Origin of the sequence: Campylobacter concisus (assembly GCF_902460595.1) — a bacterium.
In the GTDB taxonomy this organism is placed as follows: Bacteria; Campylobacterota; Campylobacteria; order Campylobacterales; family Campylobacteraceae; genus Campylobacter_A; species Campylobacter_A concisus_BL.
This window is the reverse complement of record NZ_CABPVA010000003.1, coordinates 163,362-180,678: the sequence shown is the minus strand read 5'-3', so window position 1 is coordinate 180,678 and position 17,317 is coordinate 163,362. Positions and strand designations below refer to the sequence as shown.

The 17,317-nt window shown below is 35.7% G+C and carries 17 protein-coding genes; 12 read left to right on the top strand and 5 right to left on the bottom strand.

Features of this window, described 5'->3' with window-relative positions:
* The coding region (locus F3G86_RS10495; protein WP_188116439.1) for a hypothetical protein at positions 1-513 on the bottom strand (513 nt) is incomplete at its 3' end.
* Between the two features lie 2 nt (positions 514-515).
* Entirely contained in the window at positions 516-2,015 is a 1,500-nt protein-coding gene (locus F3G86_RS07120) for an amino acid adenylation domain-containing protein (RefSeq protein WP_149723443.1), read from the bottom strand.
* A gap of 90 nt (positions 2,016-2,105) precedes the next feature.
* Here F3G86_RS07120 and F3G86_RS07115 point away from each other — a divergent pair, with 90 nt between their 5' ends.
* The 7 genes from F3G86_RS07115 to F3G86_RS07085 are packed head-to-tail and all read left to right on the top strand — an operon-like array spanning position 2,106 to position 7,030.
* The gene (locus F3G86_RS07115; protein WP_149723442.1) at positions 2,106-2,324 is read left to right on the top strand and encodes an acyl carrier protein; all 219 of its coding nucleotides are present in this window, start codon (positions 2,106-2,108) and stop codon (positions 2,322-2,324) included.
* The gene (locus F3G86_RS07110; protein ID WP_149723441.1) at positions 2,324-3,433 is read left to right on the top strand and encodes a ketoacyl-ACP synthase III; all 1,110 of its coding nucleotides are present in this window, start codon (positions 2,324-2,326) and stop codon (positions 3,431-3,433) included. Before F3G86_RS07115 ends, F3G86_RS07110 begins: the two co-directional genes overlap by 1 nt.
* Positions 3,414-4,136: an SDR family oxidoreductase gene (locus F3G86_RS07105; protein WP_188116438.1), complete on the top strand. Its 723-nt coding sequence runs from the start codon at positions 3,414-3,416 to the stop codon at positions 4,134-4,136. Before F3G86_RS07110 ends, F3G86_RS07105 begins: the two co-directional genes overlap by 20 nt.
* Complete coding sequence (locus tag F3G86_RS07100; protein WP_149723439.1) at positions 4,133-4,876, top strand: SDR family oxidoreductase; 744 nt, start codon at positions 4,133-4,135, stop codon at positions 4,874-4,876. Before F3G86_RS07105 ends, F3G86_RS07100 begins: the two co-directional genes overlap by 4 nt.
* Positions 4,876-5,718, top strand: a complete 843-nt coding sequence (locus F3G86_RS07095) for an AAC(3) family N-acetyltransferase (protein ID WP_149723438.1) — start codon at positions 4,876-4,878, stop codon at positions 5,716-5,718. The genes F3G86_RS07100 and F3G86_RS07095 overlap by 1 nt, the downstream gene beginning before the upstream one ends.
* Positions 5,719-5,726: 8 nt before the next feature.
* The gene (locus F3G86_RS07090) at positions 5,727-5,963 is read left to right on the top strand and encodes an acyl carrier protein (protein ID WP_149723437.1); all 237 of its coding nucleotides are present in this window, start codon (positions 5,727-5,729) and stop codon (positions 5,961-5,963) included.
* The gene (locus tag F3G86_RS07085) at positions 5,960-7,030 is read left to right on the top strand and encodes a 3-oxoacyl-[acyl-carrier-protein] synthase III C-terminal domain-containing protein (RefSeq protein ID WP_149723436.1); all 1,071 of its coding nucleotides are present in this window, start codon (positions 5,960-5,962) and stop codon (positions 7,028-7,030) included. Before F3G86_RS07090 ends, F3G86_RS07085 begins: the two co-directional genes overlap by 4 nt.
* A gap of 21 nt (positions 7,031-7,051) precedes the next feature.
* Here F3G86_RS07085 and F3G86_RS07080 read toward each other — a convergent pair whose 3' ends face one another.
* On the bottom strand, positions 7,052-7,606 hold the full coding sequence (locus F3G86_RS07080; protein WP_149723435.1) for a hypothetical protein: 555 nt from the start codon (positions 7,604-7,606) through the stop codon (positions 7,052-7,054).
* Entirely contained in the window at positions 7,603-8,313 is a 711-nt protein-coding gene (pseF, locus tag F3G86_RS07075; RefSeq protein WP_149723434.1) for a pseudaminic acid cytidylyltransferase, read from the bottom strand. Before pseF ends, F3G86_RS07080 begins: the two co-directional genes overlap by 4 nt.
* Positions 8,314-8,397: 84 nt before the next feature.
* Between pseF and pseI the strand changes: the two genes are divergently transcribed.
* Positions 8,398-9,429 carry a pseudaminic acid synthase gene (gene pseI, locus F3G86_RS07070; protein ID WP_149723433.1) on the top strand — a complete coding sequence of 344 codons (1,032 nt, stop codon included), beginning with the start codon at positions 8,398-8,400 and terminating at the stop codon, positions 9,427-9,429.
* Positions 9,426-11,444 (top strand): motility associated factor glycosyltransferase family protein, encoded by a 2,019-nt coding sequence (locus F3G86_RS07065; RefSeq protein ID WP_149701305.1) that lies wholly within the window; start codon positions 9,426-9,428, stop codon positions 11,442-11,444. The genes pseI and F3G86_RS07065 overlap by 4 nt, the downstream gene beginning before the upstream one ends.
* A gap of 267 nt (positions 11,445-11,711) precedes the next feature.
* On the opposite strand, the gene F3G86_RS07060 is transcribed toward F3G86_RS07065, so the two are convergent.
* Positions 11,712-13,205 carry a flagellin B gene (locus tag F3G86_RS07060; RefSeq protein ID WP_149701304.1) on the bottom strand — a complete coding sequence of 498 codons (1,494 nt, stop codon included), beginning with the start codon at positions 13,203-13,205 and terminating at the stop codon, positions 11,712-11,714.
* A 201-nt stretch (positions 13,206-13,406) separates the two neighbouring features.
* Between F3G86_RS07060 and topA the strand changes: the two genes are divergently transcribed.
* The 3 genes from topA to F3G86_RS07045 form a co-directional block, all read left to right on the top strand.
* Positions 13,407-15,521 (top strand): type I DNA topoisomerase, encoded by a 2,115-nt coding sequence (gene topA / locus F3G86_RS07055; RefSeq protein WP_149723432.1) that lies wholly within the window; start codon positions 13,407-13,409, stop codon positions 15,519-15,521.
* Between the two features lie 62 nt (positions 15,522-15,583).
* The gene (locus F3G86_RS07050; RefSeq protein ID WP_149723431.1) at positions 15,584-16,303 is read left to right on the top strand and encodes a leucine-rich repeat domain-containing protein; all 720 of its coding nucleotides are present in this window, start codon (positions 15,584-15,586) and stop codon (positions 16,301-16,303) included.
* A gap of 659 nt (positions 16,304-16,962) precedes the next feature.
* Positions 16,963-17,317: radical SAM protein (locus tag F3G86_RS07045; protein WP_149723459.1), on the top strand; the 355-nt coding region annotated here is incomplete at its 3' end.

The following is a 17,317-nucleotide window of genomic DNA, read 5'->3' as shown; positions in this document are numbered from 1 at the left end:
ATACATAGCAAATTCAGTAGCTTTATTATCAAGAAAGTTTTTTGATAATAAATTTTTACCTAAATTTCTCATACTATAGTAATGCTTAAATCCATTATAATAAAGAAAGAATGGCATATATAAAAAAGATTCGCTATTTATAAAAATAACTGTATTCTCTGGGTCCGAATAAAATTCATCTTTAGAAATAATGTTTGTTTTATCCTTGTATTTATTGTATTTTTGTAGATCCAAATAGTCATAGTCTTTACATTTTGCAAAAATCCCATCGCCACTTTCTCTCTCTGCTACCCAATCATATACACCATATATATCTACATCGTATGTTAGCTTTAAAAATTTAGGAAGCACTTTTAAGTAGTAACCAGTGCCAAGAACGATGAGCTTTTTATTTTTACAAAGCTCTTTAAATCGTTTAATCTTCTCTTTTTCATAAATATGGTTAAACTCGCCATCTTGAGTCCCAAAAAGCGCATCAACTAGTCCTTTAAAATCGGCATCTTTTATATTCATTTTCACTCCTTTATTAAATTTTTTAATTTATTTCTATCTATCTTTCCATTTACGTTTAATGGCATTTCATAAAGTGCTATAAATCGTGTCGGTAGCATATATTTTGGTAAAATCTTGCCTAAATATAGTAAGATTTCCTTTTGTGAAATAGCAAATTGTGAAGTATAAATTAATATAATAGCATCATTATATAATGCGCATGCACTGTCTATGCCATTAAGAGATAGTGCAGCTGTCTCTATCTCGCCAAGTTCTATGCGGTATCCCATATGTTTGATTTGAAAATCTTTACGTCCTTTATACATTAGCTCGCCACGATCATTATAGTAGGCTAGATCACCAGTGCGATAAATTTGCTCTGGGTATTCTAGGTTTAAAGGATTTTGTGTAAAAGCACTAGCAGTTTTTGCTGGGTCATTATAATAACCTAGTGCTAAGCTACTGCCTTTTATGCAAAATTCTCCGACAACATTTTTTTGTGTTATTAGCTTGTCGTTTTCGTCTAAAATCAACACTTCTGTATTTTCGCAAGGTTTTCCGATAGGTAGTATCTCGGTGTCACTAAATTCTCTATCCACATTATAATAGGTGCAAACCACGCCTACTTCTGTAGCTCCACCTGTATTTACACACACGGCATCTGGTAGATGCTTTTGCCAATACATTAGATGCTTTGTTGGCATTAGTTCGCCGCCGCAAATTATTGTTTTTATGCAAAGCTTTCTATCTTTTAAAAGATCTAGCTTTGCTATATTTGAAAGTATCGAAGGAACCCAAAATATAAAATTTACGTTTTGAGACTCCAAAAACTCGACTAATTTAATGGGAAAGGTAAATAACTGCTCGCTAACTAAAATAAGTGTCGCGCCGACAGCCATAGTTACATAAATATCTGATGTTGATATATCAAAAACGAGTGGAGATTGATTTGCTATGATTAAATTTTCGTCTAATTTATACTCTTTTACGATCCAATCAATATAATCTATAATTGATCTATGTGGCAACGTTACGCCCTTTGGAACGCCTGTTGAGCCTGAAGTATTTAAGATATAAATTGGATCAGTATCGATCGTATTTTCATAATTTGTTATATCGAATTTATCTTTTTTGCTTAGATCTATTTCGTCAAATACTATTAAATTTACGTTTAAATTTTTTAAAATTTCGGCGTGTTTCGTATCTGTGACAATAAACTCAAGCTTTAAATTTTTTATGATCGCTTCAAGCCTATGCACAGGATTTTTGACATCTAGCGGCACATAAAAACAACCGTTATAAAGTATTCCCAAAAAAGACTTTATAGCATTTATGCTTTTTGGCAAAAAAACGCCAATAGGTCTATTTCTAACTATATTTAAGCTTTGCAAATGTGCAGCGATCGCCTTTGCTTGAAAATTTAGCTCACTAAAATTTATACTTTCTTTTTCATCTTTTATCGCCGTTTTGAGAGGAAATTTTAAAGCCGAATTTTGTAAGTAGGAGAGTATATTTCTTTGCATTTTCTACCTTGTTTGTAGTGGTTAAAATTTTAGTTTAATTTTATTATATCTTAGTTAAAATCAAACTAAAACTTTTAAGGAGAATTTAAGATGGATACAAAAGCAAAGATGGAACTTGTTGCTGAGCTTTTAGAACTTGAAGTTGGTGATTTTACCCCAGAGACGAAGCTTGAAGAGCTTGAAGAGTGGGACTCTTTAGCAGCCATCTCTTATGTCGTAATGATGGATGAACATTTTGGTGTAACAGCAAATCCAAATGATGTAAGAAATTTTAAAACTGTTCAAGATATATTAGATAGTATGAATTAATGGCTTTTGATCATATAAAAAATGTAAAGATTTCAGCAGTTTGTTGCGCTGTGCCAGAAGATAAACTTACTATAGACGACTTTTATCAAAGATTTGATAAAGAAAGAGTGGATAGATTTGTAAGTGATACTGGCATTAAGCAAAAATTTTATAGTAAAAACAACAAGACTATAACGTCTGATCTCTGTTTTGCTGCAGCCGAAGAGATAATAAGAAAAAAAAATATATCAAGAGATGAGATAGACGCTCTTATCTTAGTGACGCAAAGCCCTGATTACAATGTGCCAGCTACGGCAATAACTTTGCAATATAGACTAGGGCTCTCTCAAGAGTGCATAGCTTATGACATAAATTTAGGTTGCTCTGGTTATATCTATGGCTTACATACGGCGGCATCGATGCTACAAAGCGGATATTTAAAAAAGGTTATATTACTAGCAGGAGAAGTAACTGAGCCTAGTGTTGTATTTGGAATACGCGAAAATATGCCTAGTGTATTTGGTGACTTAAACGATCTTCTTTTTGGAGACTGTGGAAGTGCGACTTTGATCGAATATGATGAAGGAAATGAGGGCATAAGATTTGCTTTGCAAACTATGGGAGAAGGATTTAAGGCTATAGGAGCTTGCTATGGAACTAGATATGCATATGCAGGACATCCAAAATTTGATTTGTCTTTGCATATGGATGGGCTAGCCGTAGTATCTTTTAGTATAACAAAGGTTCCAAAGTTATTTAAGTCTTTTTTTGAAAAATTTCAAGCATCTATAGATGATTATGACTCTGTGTTATTACATCAAGCTAATAAGTCTATGATCGACACGATAGCTAAAAAAATAAAAGCACAAGACAAATTGCGTTTAAGTCTCGAAAGATATGCTAATACTTCATCGGCTAGTGTTCCTAATGCTATGTGCGACTACTACGGCAATAAAGATAAAGATGAAAGCATTAAAGTTATAATGTCTGGTTTTGGCATCGGATTATCACTAGGTGTTGCAGATACATATATCAATCCAAAAGATATTTTGCCTATCATCAAAACAGATATTACATGGAATGAAGGTAGATCAAAAGTACTTGAAGCCAATGATAAATCTAAAAAATAAAAAAATACTAATAATTGGCTGTGGTGCTATAGGTGGTGCAGCGGCTGAAATTTTGAATGAGCTAGGTGCAAAGGTTGTTATAAGTGATAAAGATGAGCTTGTTTTAGATAAAATTTTATCAAATTTAGACAAACGGCAACATCATAAAGTAGTTTTTGATGTAAGACAAGTAGATCAAATAAAAAATTTTATAAAAAAAGTTGTTATTGTTGATGGCCTAAAGCTAGATGGGCTGGTTTATGCTGTAGATAAAAATTTAACCGCATCTTTAATGGATGCCTCGTTAGAACTTTTACAAGATGTTATGATGGTAAATTTCTTTGCTTTTATTGAGGTGATTAAGGCTTTTATCAGCGAAGAAGTTTATAACCTAAATAGTAGCATAGTGGCAGTTTCAAACTATGCATCACTAGGGGCTGATAAAGGGCAAATAGCCTACGGTGCATCAAGAGCAGCGATGGATAACAGTATGCCTGCGATCGCAAAAGAAATTTACCATAAAGGTATAAGAATAAATTCTATACGACCAGCTATAGTGCAAAGCGACAAGCAGCTTAGTGAGCGAGAAAAAGAACTAGTCGCTATGATGCAAACTGGTCCGATAGATCCTAAAATTTTAGCTCATCAGATAGCTTTTTTACTAAGTGATGCATCAAGTGGCGTTTATGGCAGGCATTTTGATGTTAGAGGCTATCTGGTATGATGAATTTTAAAAATAAAAAAATTTTAATAACTGGAGCAAGCTCTGGCATAGGCAGGCAAATAGCGATCCAGCTAAGTGAACTTGGCGCAATCGTAGTGCTAGTTGGACGCGATGAAGCTAGATTAAATGAGAGTTTAAATTTAATGGCTAACCCATCAGCACATAAGGCATTTGTATATGATCTGCAAAATATAGATGACATTATGAACTTTGTTAAGGACGCTTTAGCTGATGGTGTAAAATTTGACGGCTTAGTTCATGCCGCAGGCGTTCCAGCCATTTACCCTATTAAAGTTTTAGACTACGAAATATTTGAAAAAGCTTTTAAAATAAATGCCTATTCTTTTATTGAACTAATAAAGCAAATTTCAAAAAAACAAAATTCAAATGATAATGTAAGTGCAGTATTTATATCGTCTGTTTTAACTAAAACCGCTGCAAAAGGACAACTTCCTTATATTGTTAGCAAAGGAGCTTTCAACGTTGCAGCAAAATCAATCAGCAATGAATTATCTAAGAGAAATTTTAGGTTAAATACCATAATAACTGGTGCTGTAATGACCAAGATGGTAAAAGAAACCGACGCTTATCGTATGCTTAGAGATGAAATACAAATACTGCCAGATAGTTTTAAAATTTTATCTGCTAACGAGGTAGCAAGTATGACAATATTTTTGCTAAGCGATAGTGCAAGATATATAATTGGTGAAAATTATTTTATGGATGGAGGCTATTTTTAATGAGTATGGAGCTATTTTCGGATATTAAAGGACAAGTTTATACCCTTAATGATGTAACAAGTGCCATGAAAAATTTAGGTGCCAATAAAGCTAAAATACTTTATGTTCATACCGATATCGGATTTGGCAAACCAATTTTAAAAAGAAAAGATTTTATCGCAAAGCTTTATGAAAGTATTCTAGCATTGGGCATAAGAACGCTCATTTTTCCAACATATACATTTAGTTTTTGTAACCGTGAAATTTATGATATAAAAAATTCAAAAACCCCCATGGGGATGCTAAACGAATATGCTAGATGTCAAAATGGGGCGTTTAGAACAAAAGATCCACTTATGTCGGTTTGTGTCATTGGTGAAGTGCCTAGCGAATTAAAAAATATCTCAAAATTTTCATGTGGCAAAGGGAGTGCATTTGAGATAATGGCACAAAGTGACGAAAATATGTTTTTGTTTTTTGGTGCGAAGCCTACTGAGTGTTTTACTTTTTTTCACTATGTTGAATCAATATACGGTGTACCTTACAGGTATGATAGAGATTTTAGTGGCGAAATAATAGATGAAAATGGTGTAAAATCAAACGATACATACAAACTTTGCACCCTTTATGATACTGTAATACCTTACATAGATATGAAGTTGCAAGACAGACTAGAAGCCAAAAATATCTTAAAAAGATCACCACTAGGTGAAAAAGAGCTAATGTTAATAAAAGGTAAGAGTTCATTTGATGAGGCAATGGGTTGGCTAAAGGAAGATATAAATGTATTTCTTAAAAGACCTTATGATTTGTATCCACTTGGTAAAAGCTACTCTTATGGTGGTGTAGTAAGCGTAAAATAAGGATAAAAATGCAAGAAAAAATAAGAGAAATTTTAGTAGATATTAGACCTGAATATGATTTTTTGGAAGATAAAGATTTTATCGAAGCGGGTATGTTAGATAGTTTTGATGTTCTTACTTTGGTGACTGAGTTGGAAGAGAAATTTAATATAAAAATAGATGGTGGTGATATATTGCCAGAAAACTTCAGCAGTATAAATGCGATAAAAGATCTACTTATTAAAAGTGGCGCTAAAGTCCAATGAAAACTAAATTTTATGGTAAAAAAATTTCAGGCATGCTGGTTTTGTTGCCAGAAAATGAATTTACTTTCGAAGAGGATATGAAATTTAACTCACTCTCTGAAAAGCAAAATTTAAAGCTTAAAAATACTATGGGCTATGATCGCCATAGGTTTTTTAAAGATGATTCTTATATATCTCAAATAGCAACTTATGGGCTAAATTATCTTTTTGAAAATGGTTTATTAAAAAGAGATGAAATTTCAGCCCTTGTTGTTGCAACTATAACGCCTGACTTCTTGATGCCATCTACATCAAATTTGATAATGGCTTCAGCAAATTTAAATAGTGAAACCTTTTGCATGGACACAAATCAACAATGTGCTGGCTTTGTAAATGGTTTATTTGAGGCTTTTATGCTCTTAAATAATGATGATGCTAAAAAAGTAGTATTGATAACTGGCGATGTTTTGTGTAAAAATCCAGATAGAAGCAATACAAGTAGTTATCCCTTAGCAGGTGATGCAGTATGCATTACTATAGTAGAAAACGATGGAGATAACTCTCCTGCTTATTTTCACTCTGTAGTAAATACAGAAGGTTATGATGCTCTTATCTTTCCGTCAATGGGCTATAGGCGTGTTACTGACGAAGAGAGGGCAAAATTTGCAAGCTCTAAATATGGTGGTTGTGATTGTTTAGAGTGCATCCATATGGATGGGCAAGCTGTATTTCAATACGTTATGCAGGATGTACCAAAATATATAAATGAAACCTTGGAATTTTCAAAAAAAAATAAAGATGAAATGGCATATTATTTCTTTCATCAGCCAAATAAATTTATGGTAGATAAACTAGCACAAAAGCTAGGAGTTTCAAGTCAAAAGGTTCCAAGTAATGTTGTTACATTTTATGGCAACTCAAATAGCTCAACCATCCCTGTGTGTATGGTACATAATGCAAAGGATGAGCTTTTGGGAGAAAAACGTTTATGTATGCTAGCTGGATTTGGTGCAGGATTAAACTATGCAGGCATAGTGATGGAGCTTGGCAAATTTGATTTTTGCGAGATGGTTGTAACGGAATTTTAAAAACAGCCTATTTTTCAGAATTTATATTTGCATCTCTTTTATCTCGTAAAGCTTATCAAAAAGCTTTCTTGATTTTGTATTTTTTACAATGTCATTATCAAACTCAAATAATTCTGCAATATAGTGATATGAATCGCCATTTTTGCTTGATGATATGGTCTTTCCGCCATATCCAACTCTAAGCACTCTGCTATTTTCGATCTTTATATCATAAGATATAAATTTGATCCCAAGCTTCCAGCATATAAACATCATGCAGTTATGAAGCACTACTCCGCCACCTTCAAATTTATACAGCTCATCTACTAAATAATACCCAACATAAAATGATCCGTCTTCAAGTTTTTTAAAATTTATTACGGCGTAGTCTTTATCATCACATGTTATTAAAAAGGCAAAAAAGATGTCCTTTTTTTCTAGAAGTTTATGATAGTCGTTGTGCTGCTTGGTAGTTATAAGCTCAGTCGAATTTGAAACAACTCTAACGAATTCTTGATTACGATATTTTAGAATTTGCATATATTTTTCATGAGATAAATTTAAGAAATTTATGATCCTTAGCTCTTTTTTTTTCATTTTGTACCTTTTGATCTTTGCAGTGCCTCATACAAAAATTCAGCCCTTTGCCAGTCATCCAGTGTGTCTATATCCTGCACTAAATGACGTGGTAAAACGATAGGAATACTATCTTGTCCAAAAAAAACATCATCACTTGATGAGATGTCTAAATTTGCCCAATAAAATTGCCCTGCGTCTTGATAGGCTTCTTCTAGATCTTGACTTCTCTTGACAAAATTTTCTTTCCAAAACATCTCGCATCTGCCATCATCTGTAATTTTAAATGTTCGCCAAATAGGAAAAGGCATAGATGTGCAAGAAAAAGCGTATTTTGCATTTGAGTTAGATAGTTTTTCAAACCCTAGCCTTAGGTATTTTTCATCGATTAGCGGAGCAGTAGCGTAAATGGTGCAAACAAATTTTATTTGCTCGCCACTATTTTTTAAAAAATTTATGGCGTGCTCTATGACTGGGCCTGTTGTGGTAAAGTCATCGCTTAGCTCTTTTGGACGCATAAATGGGACACTTGCACCAAACTTTTGAGCAATGTCCGCTATCTCATCATCGTCTGTTGAAACGATAATCTCATCAAATAGCTTTGTGTTGATCGCCGCCTCGATGCTATATGCGATCATGGGCTTACCAAAAAATGGTTTGATGTTTTTTCTAGGTATCCTCTTGCTGCCGCCACGTGCCGGGATAATGGCTATTGTTTTTTCTTGCATTTTTTACCTTATGTTTTTGGCTGATTATAGCCTAGCAAGTAAAATTTTATGATAAAATCAAACTAAAACTATGGAGTAAAATATATGAAAATAGCAAATTTTGATACCGATAAAAATGTCCTTTTGATTGCCGAACTTTCAGCAAACCATTCTGGTAGTTTAGAGCTTGCTATTGAGACTATTAAGGCTGCAAAAAGAGCTGGAGCAGATGCAATAAAATTACAAACCTATACTGCTGATAGTCTTACTTTAAATTCAAAAAATGATGACTTTATGATAAAAGGCGGACTTTGGGACGGCTATGACCTATATAGCCTTTATGAAGAAGCTCTAACTCCAAGAGAGTGGCATGAAAAACTTTTTCAAGTGGCAAAAGAAGAGGGGCTTATTTGTTTTTCAAGTCCATTTTGTAGCGACGATGCTGATTTTCTAGAGCAATTTAATCCACCAGCATATAAGATTGCTAGTTTTGAAGTGACAGATTATGATTTTGTAGAGCATATAGCCAAAAAAGGCAAGCCAGTTATTATCTCTACTGGTATAGCCACAGAAGAAGAAATTTATGATGTGGTAAAAATTTGTAGAGATTGTGGCAATGAAGATGTCGCTCTTTTAAAATGCACATCAAGCTATCCAGCACCACTTGAAGATATGAATTTACGCACTATTGCAGATATGAAGGCTAAATTTAATGTTACCCCCGGTTTTTCAGATCATACTTTAGGGATTGTAGCGCCAGTTGTAGCCGTTAGCCTAGGTGCAAGGATAGTTGAAAAGCACTTTATCCTAAACAAAGAAGTAAAAAGTGTAGATGAGGCATTTAGTCTTGACGAGATGGAATTTAGACAGATGGCAGATGCCGTAAGAGATACTGAAAAACTACTAGGAAGTGTGACCTATGAGCTAGATCAAAAAGCAGCATTAAATCGATATGGTGCTCGCTCACTTTATGCAAGCGCAGATATAAAAAAAGGTGAAATTTTTAGTGAGAAAAATGTAAGGAGTATTCGACCTTTTTTTGGGTTGCATCCGAAATTTAAACATGAATTACTAGGTAAAAAAGCAAAAAGAGATATAAAGTTTGCTGCAAGATTAACGATAGAGGATTTAAAATGAGTAAAAAAAATAGTAACCAAATTGGTGATAAAACTAAATTATCTGATAATGGCGGAGCAAAAGTTCAAAATCCAATATTTCAAAAAAACCTTCAAGCACTTTTTCAACAAGATGAAATTCTAGCAGCTAGGCTTTGGTCTATTGTTGGTAATAAAGATTATGAAATCTTTATGGGAAAAGACCCTATTGATATAAATTTAATAAACAAACATACTTTTAAATATATATATGATAATCCAGCTGCCGATATCCTAAAACTACTTGAAGATACTGAAAAGGGCTATAAGCGTTATCCGATGCTATTTTTTTATGGTCTTGGCAATGGCATACTTTATAAAGCTCTAGCAAAAAATGAAACTCATCAAAAAATTGTAGTCGTTGAGCCAGAGATCGAAATTATATATCTTGTTTTAAACGTCATTGATCTATCAAGTGAGCTAACAAGCGGACAGATAATACTTTTTTACTCAAAATTTGCAACTTATACGCATTTTTATTATATGGTAACAGAGGCTAAGCTAAATTCATACGCAAAGACTTACGACCTTAAAGTTCATACCCCTTTTTATGACCAGTTTGAAGAAGACTATGTAAGGATAAACAAAGAGATCACAAGAGCATTTTCTCAGATAGCTGTTTCTCATGGCAATAGTATTGATGATCTTTTGCTTGGCACGAGACAAAACTGCGAAAATTTAGCATATATGATTAAAAACTACTGTTATACAAGCCTTGTTAAAAAAAGATATGGTCTTATGGATACGGCTATTATAGTCTCAACTGGTCCGAGCCTTGATAAACAACTTAATACACTTAAAAAATTCGCACCATATGTTACAGTTATAAGTGTTGATGCTTCTTATCCTATATTAGCAAAACATGATATAGCTCCTGATTATGTAATGTCTATGGAAAGAGTATTGCCAACTTCAACTTTTTTTGAAAAAGTGCATCCAAATATTGATAAAAATATATATTTTGTTGTAGCTTCTGTTACACACAAGCAAACTATAAAAAACATATTGCCAAGAAGGCTGGTATTAACTATGAGACCTCAGCAAGAAGAGCAAATGTTTGGTATGAAAAGATATGGATATTTGGGCATTGGGCACAGTTGTGCCAATATGGCATATCAATTAGCGTATGTTTTAGGTCACAAAAATATTGTTTTTATAGGACAAGACTTAGCTTTTGCACCAGATGGCAAGAGCCATGCTACTGGACATGCTTTTGCGCAAGCTGATGAGAATATATTTGTTAAGGCTTATGGAGGAGTTGGAGAGGTTAGAACAACATATGTTTGGACATTGTTTAAGAATCAGTTTGAAAATGACATTGCTCAATCAAGTTTGGAAAGCATCAAGTCTTATAATTGCACAGAAGGCGGCGCTAGGATAGAAGGAACCATAGAAAGATCATTTTTAGATGTTATGGGGGAGCTTTGCAAAGACAAAAAGGCAAAGACACTACCTAACATTAGAAAAGATAGTGAAACTACTATAAATAAGAATTTACTAAAAGCCTATGAAGTAATAAAGACAAAGGTAAAAATCCAAAGCCAAGTAAAACATCAAATAGAAAAAGTCTTTTTGGATGTAGTGCCTAGCATAGATAAGTTGCTCAAACTCGACAATGAAAATAAAATAACCGAAAAGCATTTTAATGAGCTTCTTAAAATAACTAAAAAAATAGATAAGCTTAAAGACATAATTGCAAAAAAAAGTTATCAAAAATATATAGAAAATGTTATACAAATTTCAGTTTATTATCAAGAGCTTGAGCTAGCTAAAATCTCTGTTGCACCAAGTGATACGACACTACAAAAAGTCAACAAACTTCTTATGTGGGTTGAAATGCATAAGTACTGGATGTTCTCTGCAGCGGGCGGTCTAAATGCCGATATAGAAGTTACTAAAAAGGCTTCAAAAGCACTTGTAACTGAGCTTAAAAAGAGAAAGTTAATAACTAAAAATGAGATAGGAAGTGTAAAAGAGAATTTTACGCTAAGTATATAGATAAATTTGCAAGTAAAAATTTAATTTTTACTTGCACTTATATTATTTTTTTGCAGTATCTATATAAATTAAACACGACAAATCCTTTAAATCACATCTAAATTTAAAACGATCAACAAACAAATCTATATTTTGGTTATTTTATTTATTGTAAAACCCCAAAGACTAGCTTTGGGGCTGGGGGTTTGCGTATTGTAAAAGCATTAACACATTAGGGCTTTGCTACTGCAACAAAGCCCTATTTAAAACTTAATTTAACTAGCTACGTTATTGTAGAAGTTTCATTACGTTTTGCTGTACGCTGTTTGCTTGACTCATAGCATAAGCACCTGATTGAGCTAGGATGTTATGTTTTGAGAAGTTAGCAGACTCGCTAGCAAAATCTACGTCCCTGATTTGTGATTCTGCTGATTTTACGTTAACTTGAGTTACAGTTATGTTGTTAACTGTAGCTTGAAGTTGGTTTTGAACTGAACCAAGGTCTGAACGAACTTGATCAAGTGTTTTTTGAGCTGACTCAGCGATACTCATAACAGCCATCGCACCGCGAAGTGTCATAACACCTGCAGATTGATTTTTATCGAGGCCCTTACTCATTCTTTGGAAGCCCATAGCATCAGCTAGTTTAGCGTCTATTTGTCCTCTTACATCTCTAAGAGAAACAGATTGTTGAGCACCACCATCAGTAGAGAATGCTGTATCAAGCTTGAAGGCAGCTGTTGCTGATAGCTTAATATCCCTACCATCAAGACGAACAAGGTTTAGTCTACCAACAAATCCTTTTGTTATGTTATTGCCTTTGCCTCCAAGGCCTTTTTCAATATCTCCACCAGTTGCAACAATGGCACGTCCATCACGGCTTGTTAGCACCATTTCGCCTGTTTCAGCATCAACTGAAGCCTCAACGCCAGTTTGATCTTTAACAGAGTTGATAGCATTTACTAGTGCGCCATTTGAGTCATTTTTCTTAACATCTAGGTCGCCTATTTTAACGCCGTTGATTGTTAAAGACTTAATTAGACCACCTTCAATTGCTTTGCCAGCCTTCCATGTAACGTCAGCTGTAGCTCTAACACCAGTTTTATCAGCAACTTTGTTGATGTTTTCTGCTAATGCACCAAGGCCTTTACCAATACCAGTTGAGATAACAGCAGATGTAACGCCTACATCATTTACGCCATCGACGTTAAGGAATTTAAGTTTTATTTCGCCCATAGCTGTAAGTAGTTTTGAACTCTCAAAACGTGTAAGACCGATCTTGTCAGATGTAGTCGCACCAATACTTGCTTTAACAGTTTGGTTTGAGTAAGCACCTATTTGGAACTCTTTATTAGAGAATGTTCCGTTTAGTAGTTGCTGACCATTAAATGAAGTAGTGTTACCGATATTGTCAAGCTCTTCCATTAGACGAACGACATCGGCCTGCAATGCTTGGCGTGATTGAGTTGTTTGGCCGTCTTGAGCTGATTGAGTAGCTTTAGTCTTGATAGTATCAAGAATTTTTAACTGCTCGTCCATAGCTTTGTCGGCAACTTGAATGATACCAATAGCATCATTACCATTTGCAATAGCTTGACCTAGAGCTGAAGCCTGGCTTCTTAAGCTATCTGCGATAGATAGACCTGAAGCGTCATCTGCAGCTGTTTGAATTCTAAGACCAGAACTAAGTTTGTTAAGTGACTTAGATAGGTCAACGTTGTTGCTAACTGCGTTAGCGTGTGTGTTAAGTGCGTTTACGTTTGTGTTAATACGAAAACTCATTGTAAATCCTTTTATGTTTTAAGTTACGACTTCATGTCGCACGAAAACTATATCGATCGGTTTTTAAAAAAGTTTAGAGCTATGCATAAAAATTTTTTACAAAAATAAAAATTACTCGCCATCTAAAAAATTTTTCACACGTTACACTCTAAAAAATATTTCTGCTACAATTACGCCAAAAAATTTAAAGGCTATATATAAATGAAAAGCTTAATCATCGTGGAATCTCCCGCAAAAGCAAAGACTATAAAAAATTTCTTAGATAAAAGCTACAACGTCATCGCCTCAAAAGGTCATATCAGAGACCTGCCAAAAACGAGCTTTGGCATCAAGATAGAAGATGATAAATTTACCCCAGAATACCGCATCAGCAGCGATCACTCCGCCATCGTAAAAGAGATAAAAGAGCTTGCTAAGGGTGCTGATGAAATTTATCTCGCGACCGATGAGGATAGAGAGGGTGAGGCGATCGCGTTTCACATCGCAAATGCCATCGGCAAAGAGCCAACCAGCCTGCCTCGCATCGTCTTTCACGAGATCACCAAAAGTGCCATACAAAACGCTCTAAAAAGCCCAAGACACGTCGATATGAATAGCGTTAATGCCCAGCAAACAAGGCGTTTGCTAGACCGCATAGTTGGCTACAAGCTAAGCCCGCTTTTAAATTTAAAGATACAAAAAGGACTAAGCGCTGGCCGTGTGCAAAGTGCGGCGCTAAAGATAATAGTCGATCGCGAGCGTGAAATTCAGGCATTTAAACCAGTTCAATACTACACTATTGACACCGTTTTTAAAAAAGATCTAGACGCCGAGCTAGTTAAATTTGAAAACCAAAAGATCGAAAAGCTAACCATCCAAAATCCAGACCGCGCAAAATATATCATTGAAAATTTACAAAATGAGAAATTTAGCGTCCGTGAGATCGAGAGCAAGGATAGAAAGATCCAGCCAAGCCCGCCATTTATGACTTCAACACTTCAGCAAAGTGCGAGCAACCGCCTTGGTTTTAGCCCTAAAAAAACGATGATGATCGCGCAAAGCCTCTATGAGGGCGTGCAAACAAACGAGGGTTTCATGGGTGCGATCACATATATGAGAACGGATAGCTTAAATTTAGCCAAAGAGGCCGTCACAGCCGCTAGAGAGCACATCCTTCAAAACTACGGCAAAGAGTACTTGCCGGCCAAAGCGATCAGCTACACGACAAGCTCAAAAGGTGCGCAAGAAGCCCATGAGGCGATCCGCCCTACAAATTTAAACTTCACACCGCAAATCGCCGCTAAATTTTTAGAAAAAGATGCGCTCAAACTTTATACGCTCATCTACAATAGATTTTTAGCCTGCCAAATGAGCGCATGTGTAAGCCAAACGCAAAACGTCTATGTCGCAAGCGAAAAAGGCGAGTTTAAGATAAGCGGCAGAAAAGTGCTATTTGACGGCTTTTACAAGGTTTATGGCGAGCTTGATAAGGATAAAATTTTGCCAAATTTAAAAAAGGGCGACGAGATGAGCCTGCAGAGCATAAAAAGCACGCAAAACTTCACCGAGCCACCAGCTAGGTACTCTGAAGCTGGCCTTGTTAAAAAGCTAGAAAGCCTAGGAATTGGCCGCCCAAGCACCTACGCACCGACCATCTCGCTGCTAACATCAAGAGACTACGTAAGGATCGAGAAAAAGCAGCTCATACCAAACGAGATCGCATTTAGCATGATAGGCGTTTTGGAGGAGCACTTTAGCAACATCGTCGATAGCGAATTTACCTCGCATCTTGAAGAAAAGCTCGATGAGATCGCACTTGACAAGGCTGACTGGCAAAAGGTACTAAGCGACTTTTACTATCCATTTATGGAGAAAATCAGCGCTGGCAAAACTGGCATAAAAAGCCTAAAAACAGCCACTCCGATCGGCGAGAAGTGCCCAGAGTGCGGAAGCGAGCTAGTGCTTAGAAAGGGCAGATACGGCGAGTTTATCGCTTGCTCAAATTTCCCAAAATGCAAATACTCAAGAAACGTTGCAAAAGATAATGAAAAGAGTGCAGAGGATAGCACTGCAACGGCAGCTAAGCCAAAACGCGAGCTTAAAAAACTTGACGTGCCATGTCCAAAATGTGGCGGCGAGATCGTAGAGAGATTTAGCAGGCGTGGTAAATTCTATGGATGTGCTAACTATCCAAAATGCGACTTCATCTCAAACTACGAGCCAGTCGCACAAAAATGCGACGAGTGCGGCGGCGATATGATCAAAAAAGAGCTTAAAAAAGGCACTTTTATAGAGTGCACAAAGTGCAAGAAAAAGACGTTAGTTTCTGAAAACTAAAAACTTCTAGCCAAATTTAAGCCCACTAGCCTAAATTTGGCTTTTATAAATTTGGACTTTAAATGCCTGAAACTATCACACAAGTTAGCCAGTATAAAGGGCAAAAGAGCCTAGTGATAAACTGCACGCAGCTAGGCGACAGCTTCACGCCGCAGTATAAAACCGCCAAGCAAAAAAGAGCCGTGCTTGATGAGTGGTGCGACTTTTTAAGAAGTGAGCAAGAGGCATTTGATGAGCTTAGCTTTTGCACGAAAATGCCTCAGGAGCTCTTTGACGCGGTGTGCTGCCAAAGAAATTTAAAGAGCCTTCACATCAAATGGGGCTCGTATGAGAGCCTCGACGCGCTGGCAAATCTTTCTAGCCTAAAGAGCCTTTTTATAGGCTCAGGAGCTAGTGTAAAAAGCATCGCACCGATCGCTAAACTTGCCGTACTTGAAAGCCTTGCGGTGGAGAATTTTCAAAAGATAAGCGACTACTCTGAGTTTTCAAATTTACAAAATTTAAAGAGCCTAGAGATCAGCGGAGACGGACTTTCGCCTAAATTTATCCACATAGATAGCCTAGAGTTTTTACGCCAGATGCCAGGACTTACGAGCCTTGTGATCTTGGTGGCTAGGATAAAGAGCAAGGACTACTCGCCTATCTTGTCTCTAAAATCCCTCACTCACCTCAGTTTGCCGCCACAGCATGCACTTTTTGGACTTTTTGACGAGCTTAGTGCTTTGCCAAATTTAAAAACAGGGCTTTTAAAAGAGAGAGCTGAAATTTATAAGAAAAAGTGATGCTGTAAAATTAAATTTTTCGCATAGTTTTATTTCTAAGAGCAAATTTTAAAATTTGCTTGACACTTACATGATGATAAAACGTATGCGGCACGATAGCGCTATCGCATACACATCTAACGTGCGAGGGATTTTTACTCGGACTTTGTCTCGTAACTGTAAGCAGACCGTAACTCGAGTCCCCCTTGTCTCCCTTTTGAATAAAAAAATTTACAAATTTAATAAAGCTGTTTTGCAAATTTTAAAATTCCATTCACTCGCAAGAATTGACTACTAAAATTTGGCTTTGCTTATCGCTTAGCTCAAATTTAAGAGCCTTTTTGGCTCTTAAATTCTTTCTAGTAAATTTACATATATAAATAGGTATGTGATTTTTTAAATTTATTTTTTTACAAATTTAATCAAGCTGTCTTTGTAAATTTTAAAATTTACTTGACACCTATCTAATTTAACAAAGCAATTCTGCAAATTTTAAAATCTTACTCACTTGCCTTAGCGGGCTACTGAATTTAGACCTCATAGCCACTCGCCACTAAATTTAGAGCAGTGATATGCCAGCTCTAATTTTAAAATTTATCCGTTTTTTCGTAAATTAAAGACGATCATACTTAAATTTTAAACCTACCAAAGCTATAATACACCCCAAAAAAAGGATAAAAATGAAGACAATTATGCTTTGTGCGATATGCTCCGTCACTCAGGGAAACTGCGCTGAGGACTGCGCTTATTGCACGCAAAGTGCCAAAGCTGGCGCTGATATCACAAAATTTAAAGAAAAAAGCGTGCAGCAGGTGGTTGACGAAGCCAAAATAGCATATAAAAACCACGCTATTGGCTTTTGCTTAGTCACAAGTGGCGCCAGGCTAAATGATAAAAAAACCGACTATATCGCATCTTTAGCAAGAGCTGTGCATAAAGAAGTGCCAAATTTGATGCTCATCGCATGTAACGGCATGGCGACTTACGAGCAGCTTTGCGAGCTCAAAAATGCTGGCGTTTTTAGCTACAACCACA

Bases quoted from the DNA above. Each gene is read 5' to 3' on its own strand.
- F3G86_RS07060 (WP_149701304.1), bottom strand. From the start codon at position 13,205: ATGAGTTTTCGTATTAACACAAACGTAAACGCACTTAACACACACGCT.
- pseF (WP_149723434.1), bottom strand. From the start codon at position 8,313: ATGCAAGAAAAAACAATAGCCATTATCCCGGCACGTGGCGGCAGCAAG.
- F3G86_RS07115 (WP_149723442.1), top strand. From the start codon at position 2,106: ATGGATACAAAAGCAAAGATGGAACTTGTTGCTGAGCTTTTAGAACTT.
- F3G86_RS07105 (WP_188116438.1), top strand. From the start codon at position 3,414: ATGATAAATCTAAAAAATAAAAAAATACTAATAATTGGCTGTGGTGCT.
- F3G86_RS07080 (WP_149723435.1), bottom strand. From the start codon at position 7,606: ATGAAAAAAAAAGAGCTAAGGATCATAAATTTCTTAAATTTATCTCAT.
- F3G86_RS07090 (WP_149723437.1), top strand. From the start codon at position 5,727: ATGCAAGAAAAAATAAGAGAAATTTTAGTAGATATTAGACCTGAATAT.
- F3G86_RS07085 (WP_149723436.1), top strand. From the start codon at position 5,960: ATGAAAACTAAATTTTATGGTAAAAAAATTTCAGGCATGCTGGTTTTG.
- F3G86_RS07065 (WP_149701305.1), top strand. From the start codon at position 9,426: ATGAGTAAAAAAAATAGTAACCAAATTGGTGATAAAACTAAATTATCT.
- pseI (WP_149723433.1), top strand. From the start codon at position 8,398: ATGAAAATAGCAAATTTTGATACCGATAAAAATGTCCTTTTGATTGCC.
- F3G86_RS07100 (WP_149723439.1), top strand. From the start codon at position 4,133: ATGATGAATTTTAAAAATAAAAAAATTTTAATAACTGGAGCAAGCTCT.
- F3G86_RS07095 (WP_149723438.1), top strand. From the start codon at position 4,876: ATGAGTATGGAGCTATTTTCGGATATTAAAGGACAAGTTTATACCCTT.
- F3G86_RS07110 (WP_149723441.1), top strand. From the start codon at position 2,324: ATGGCTTTTGATCATATAAAAAATGTAAAGATTTCAGCAGTTTGTTGC.
- topA (WP_149723432.1), top strand. From the start codon at position 13,407: ATGAAAAGCTTAATCATCGTGGAATCTCCCGCAAAAGCAAAGACTATA.
- F3G86_RS07120 (WP_149723443.1), bottom strand. From the start codon at position 2,015: ATGCAAAGAAATATACTCTCCTACTTACAAAATTCGGCTTTAAAATTT.
- F3G86_RS07050 (WP_149723431.1), top strand. From the start codon at position 15,584: ATGCCTGAAACTATCACACAAGTTAGCCAGTATAAAGGGCAAAAGAGC.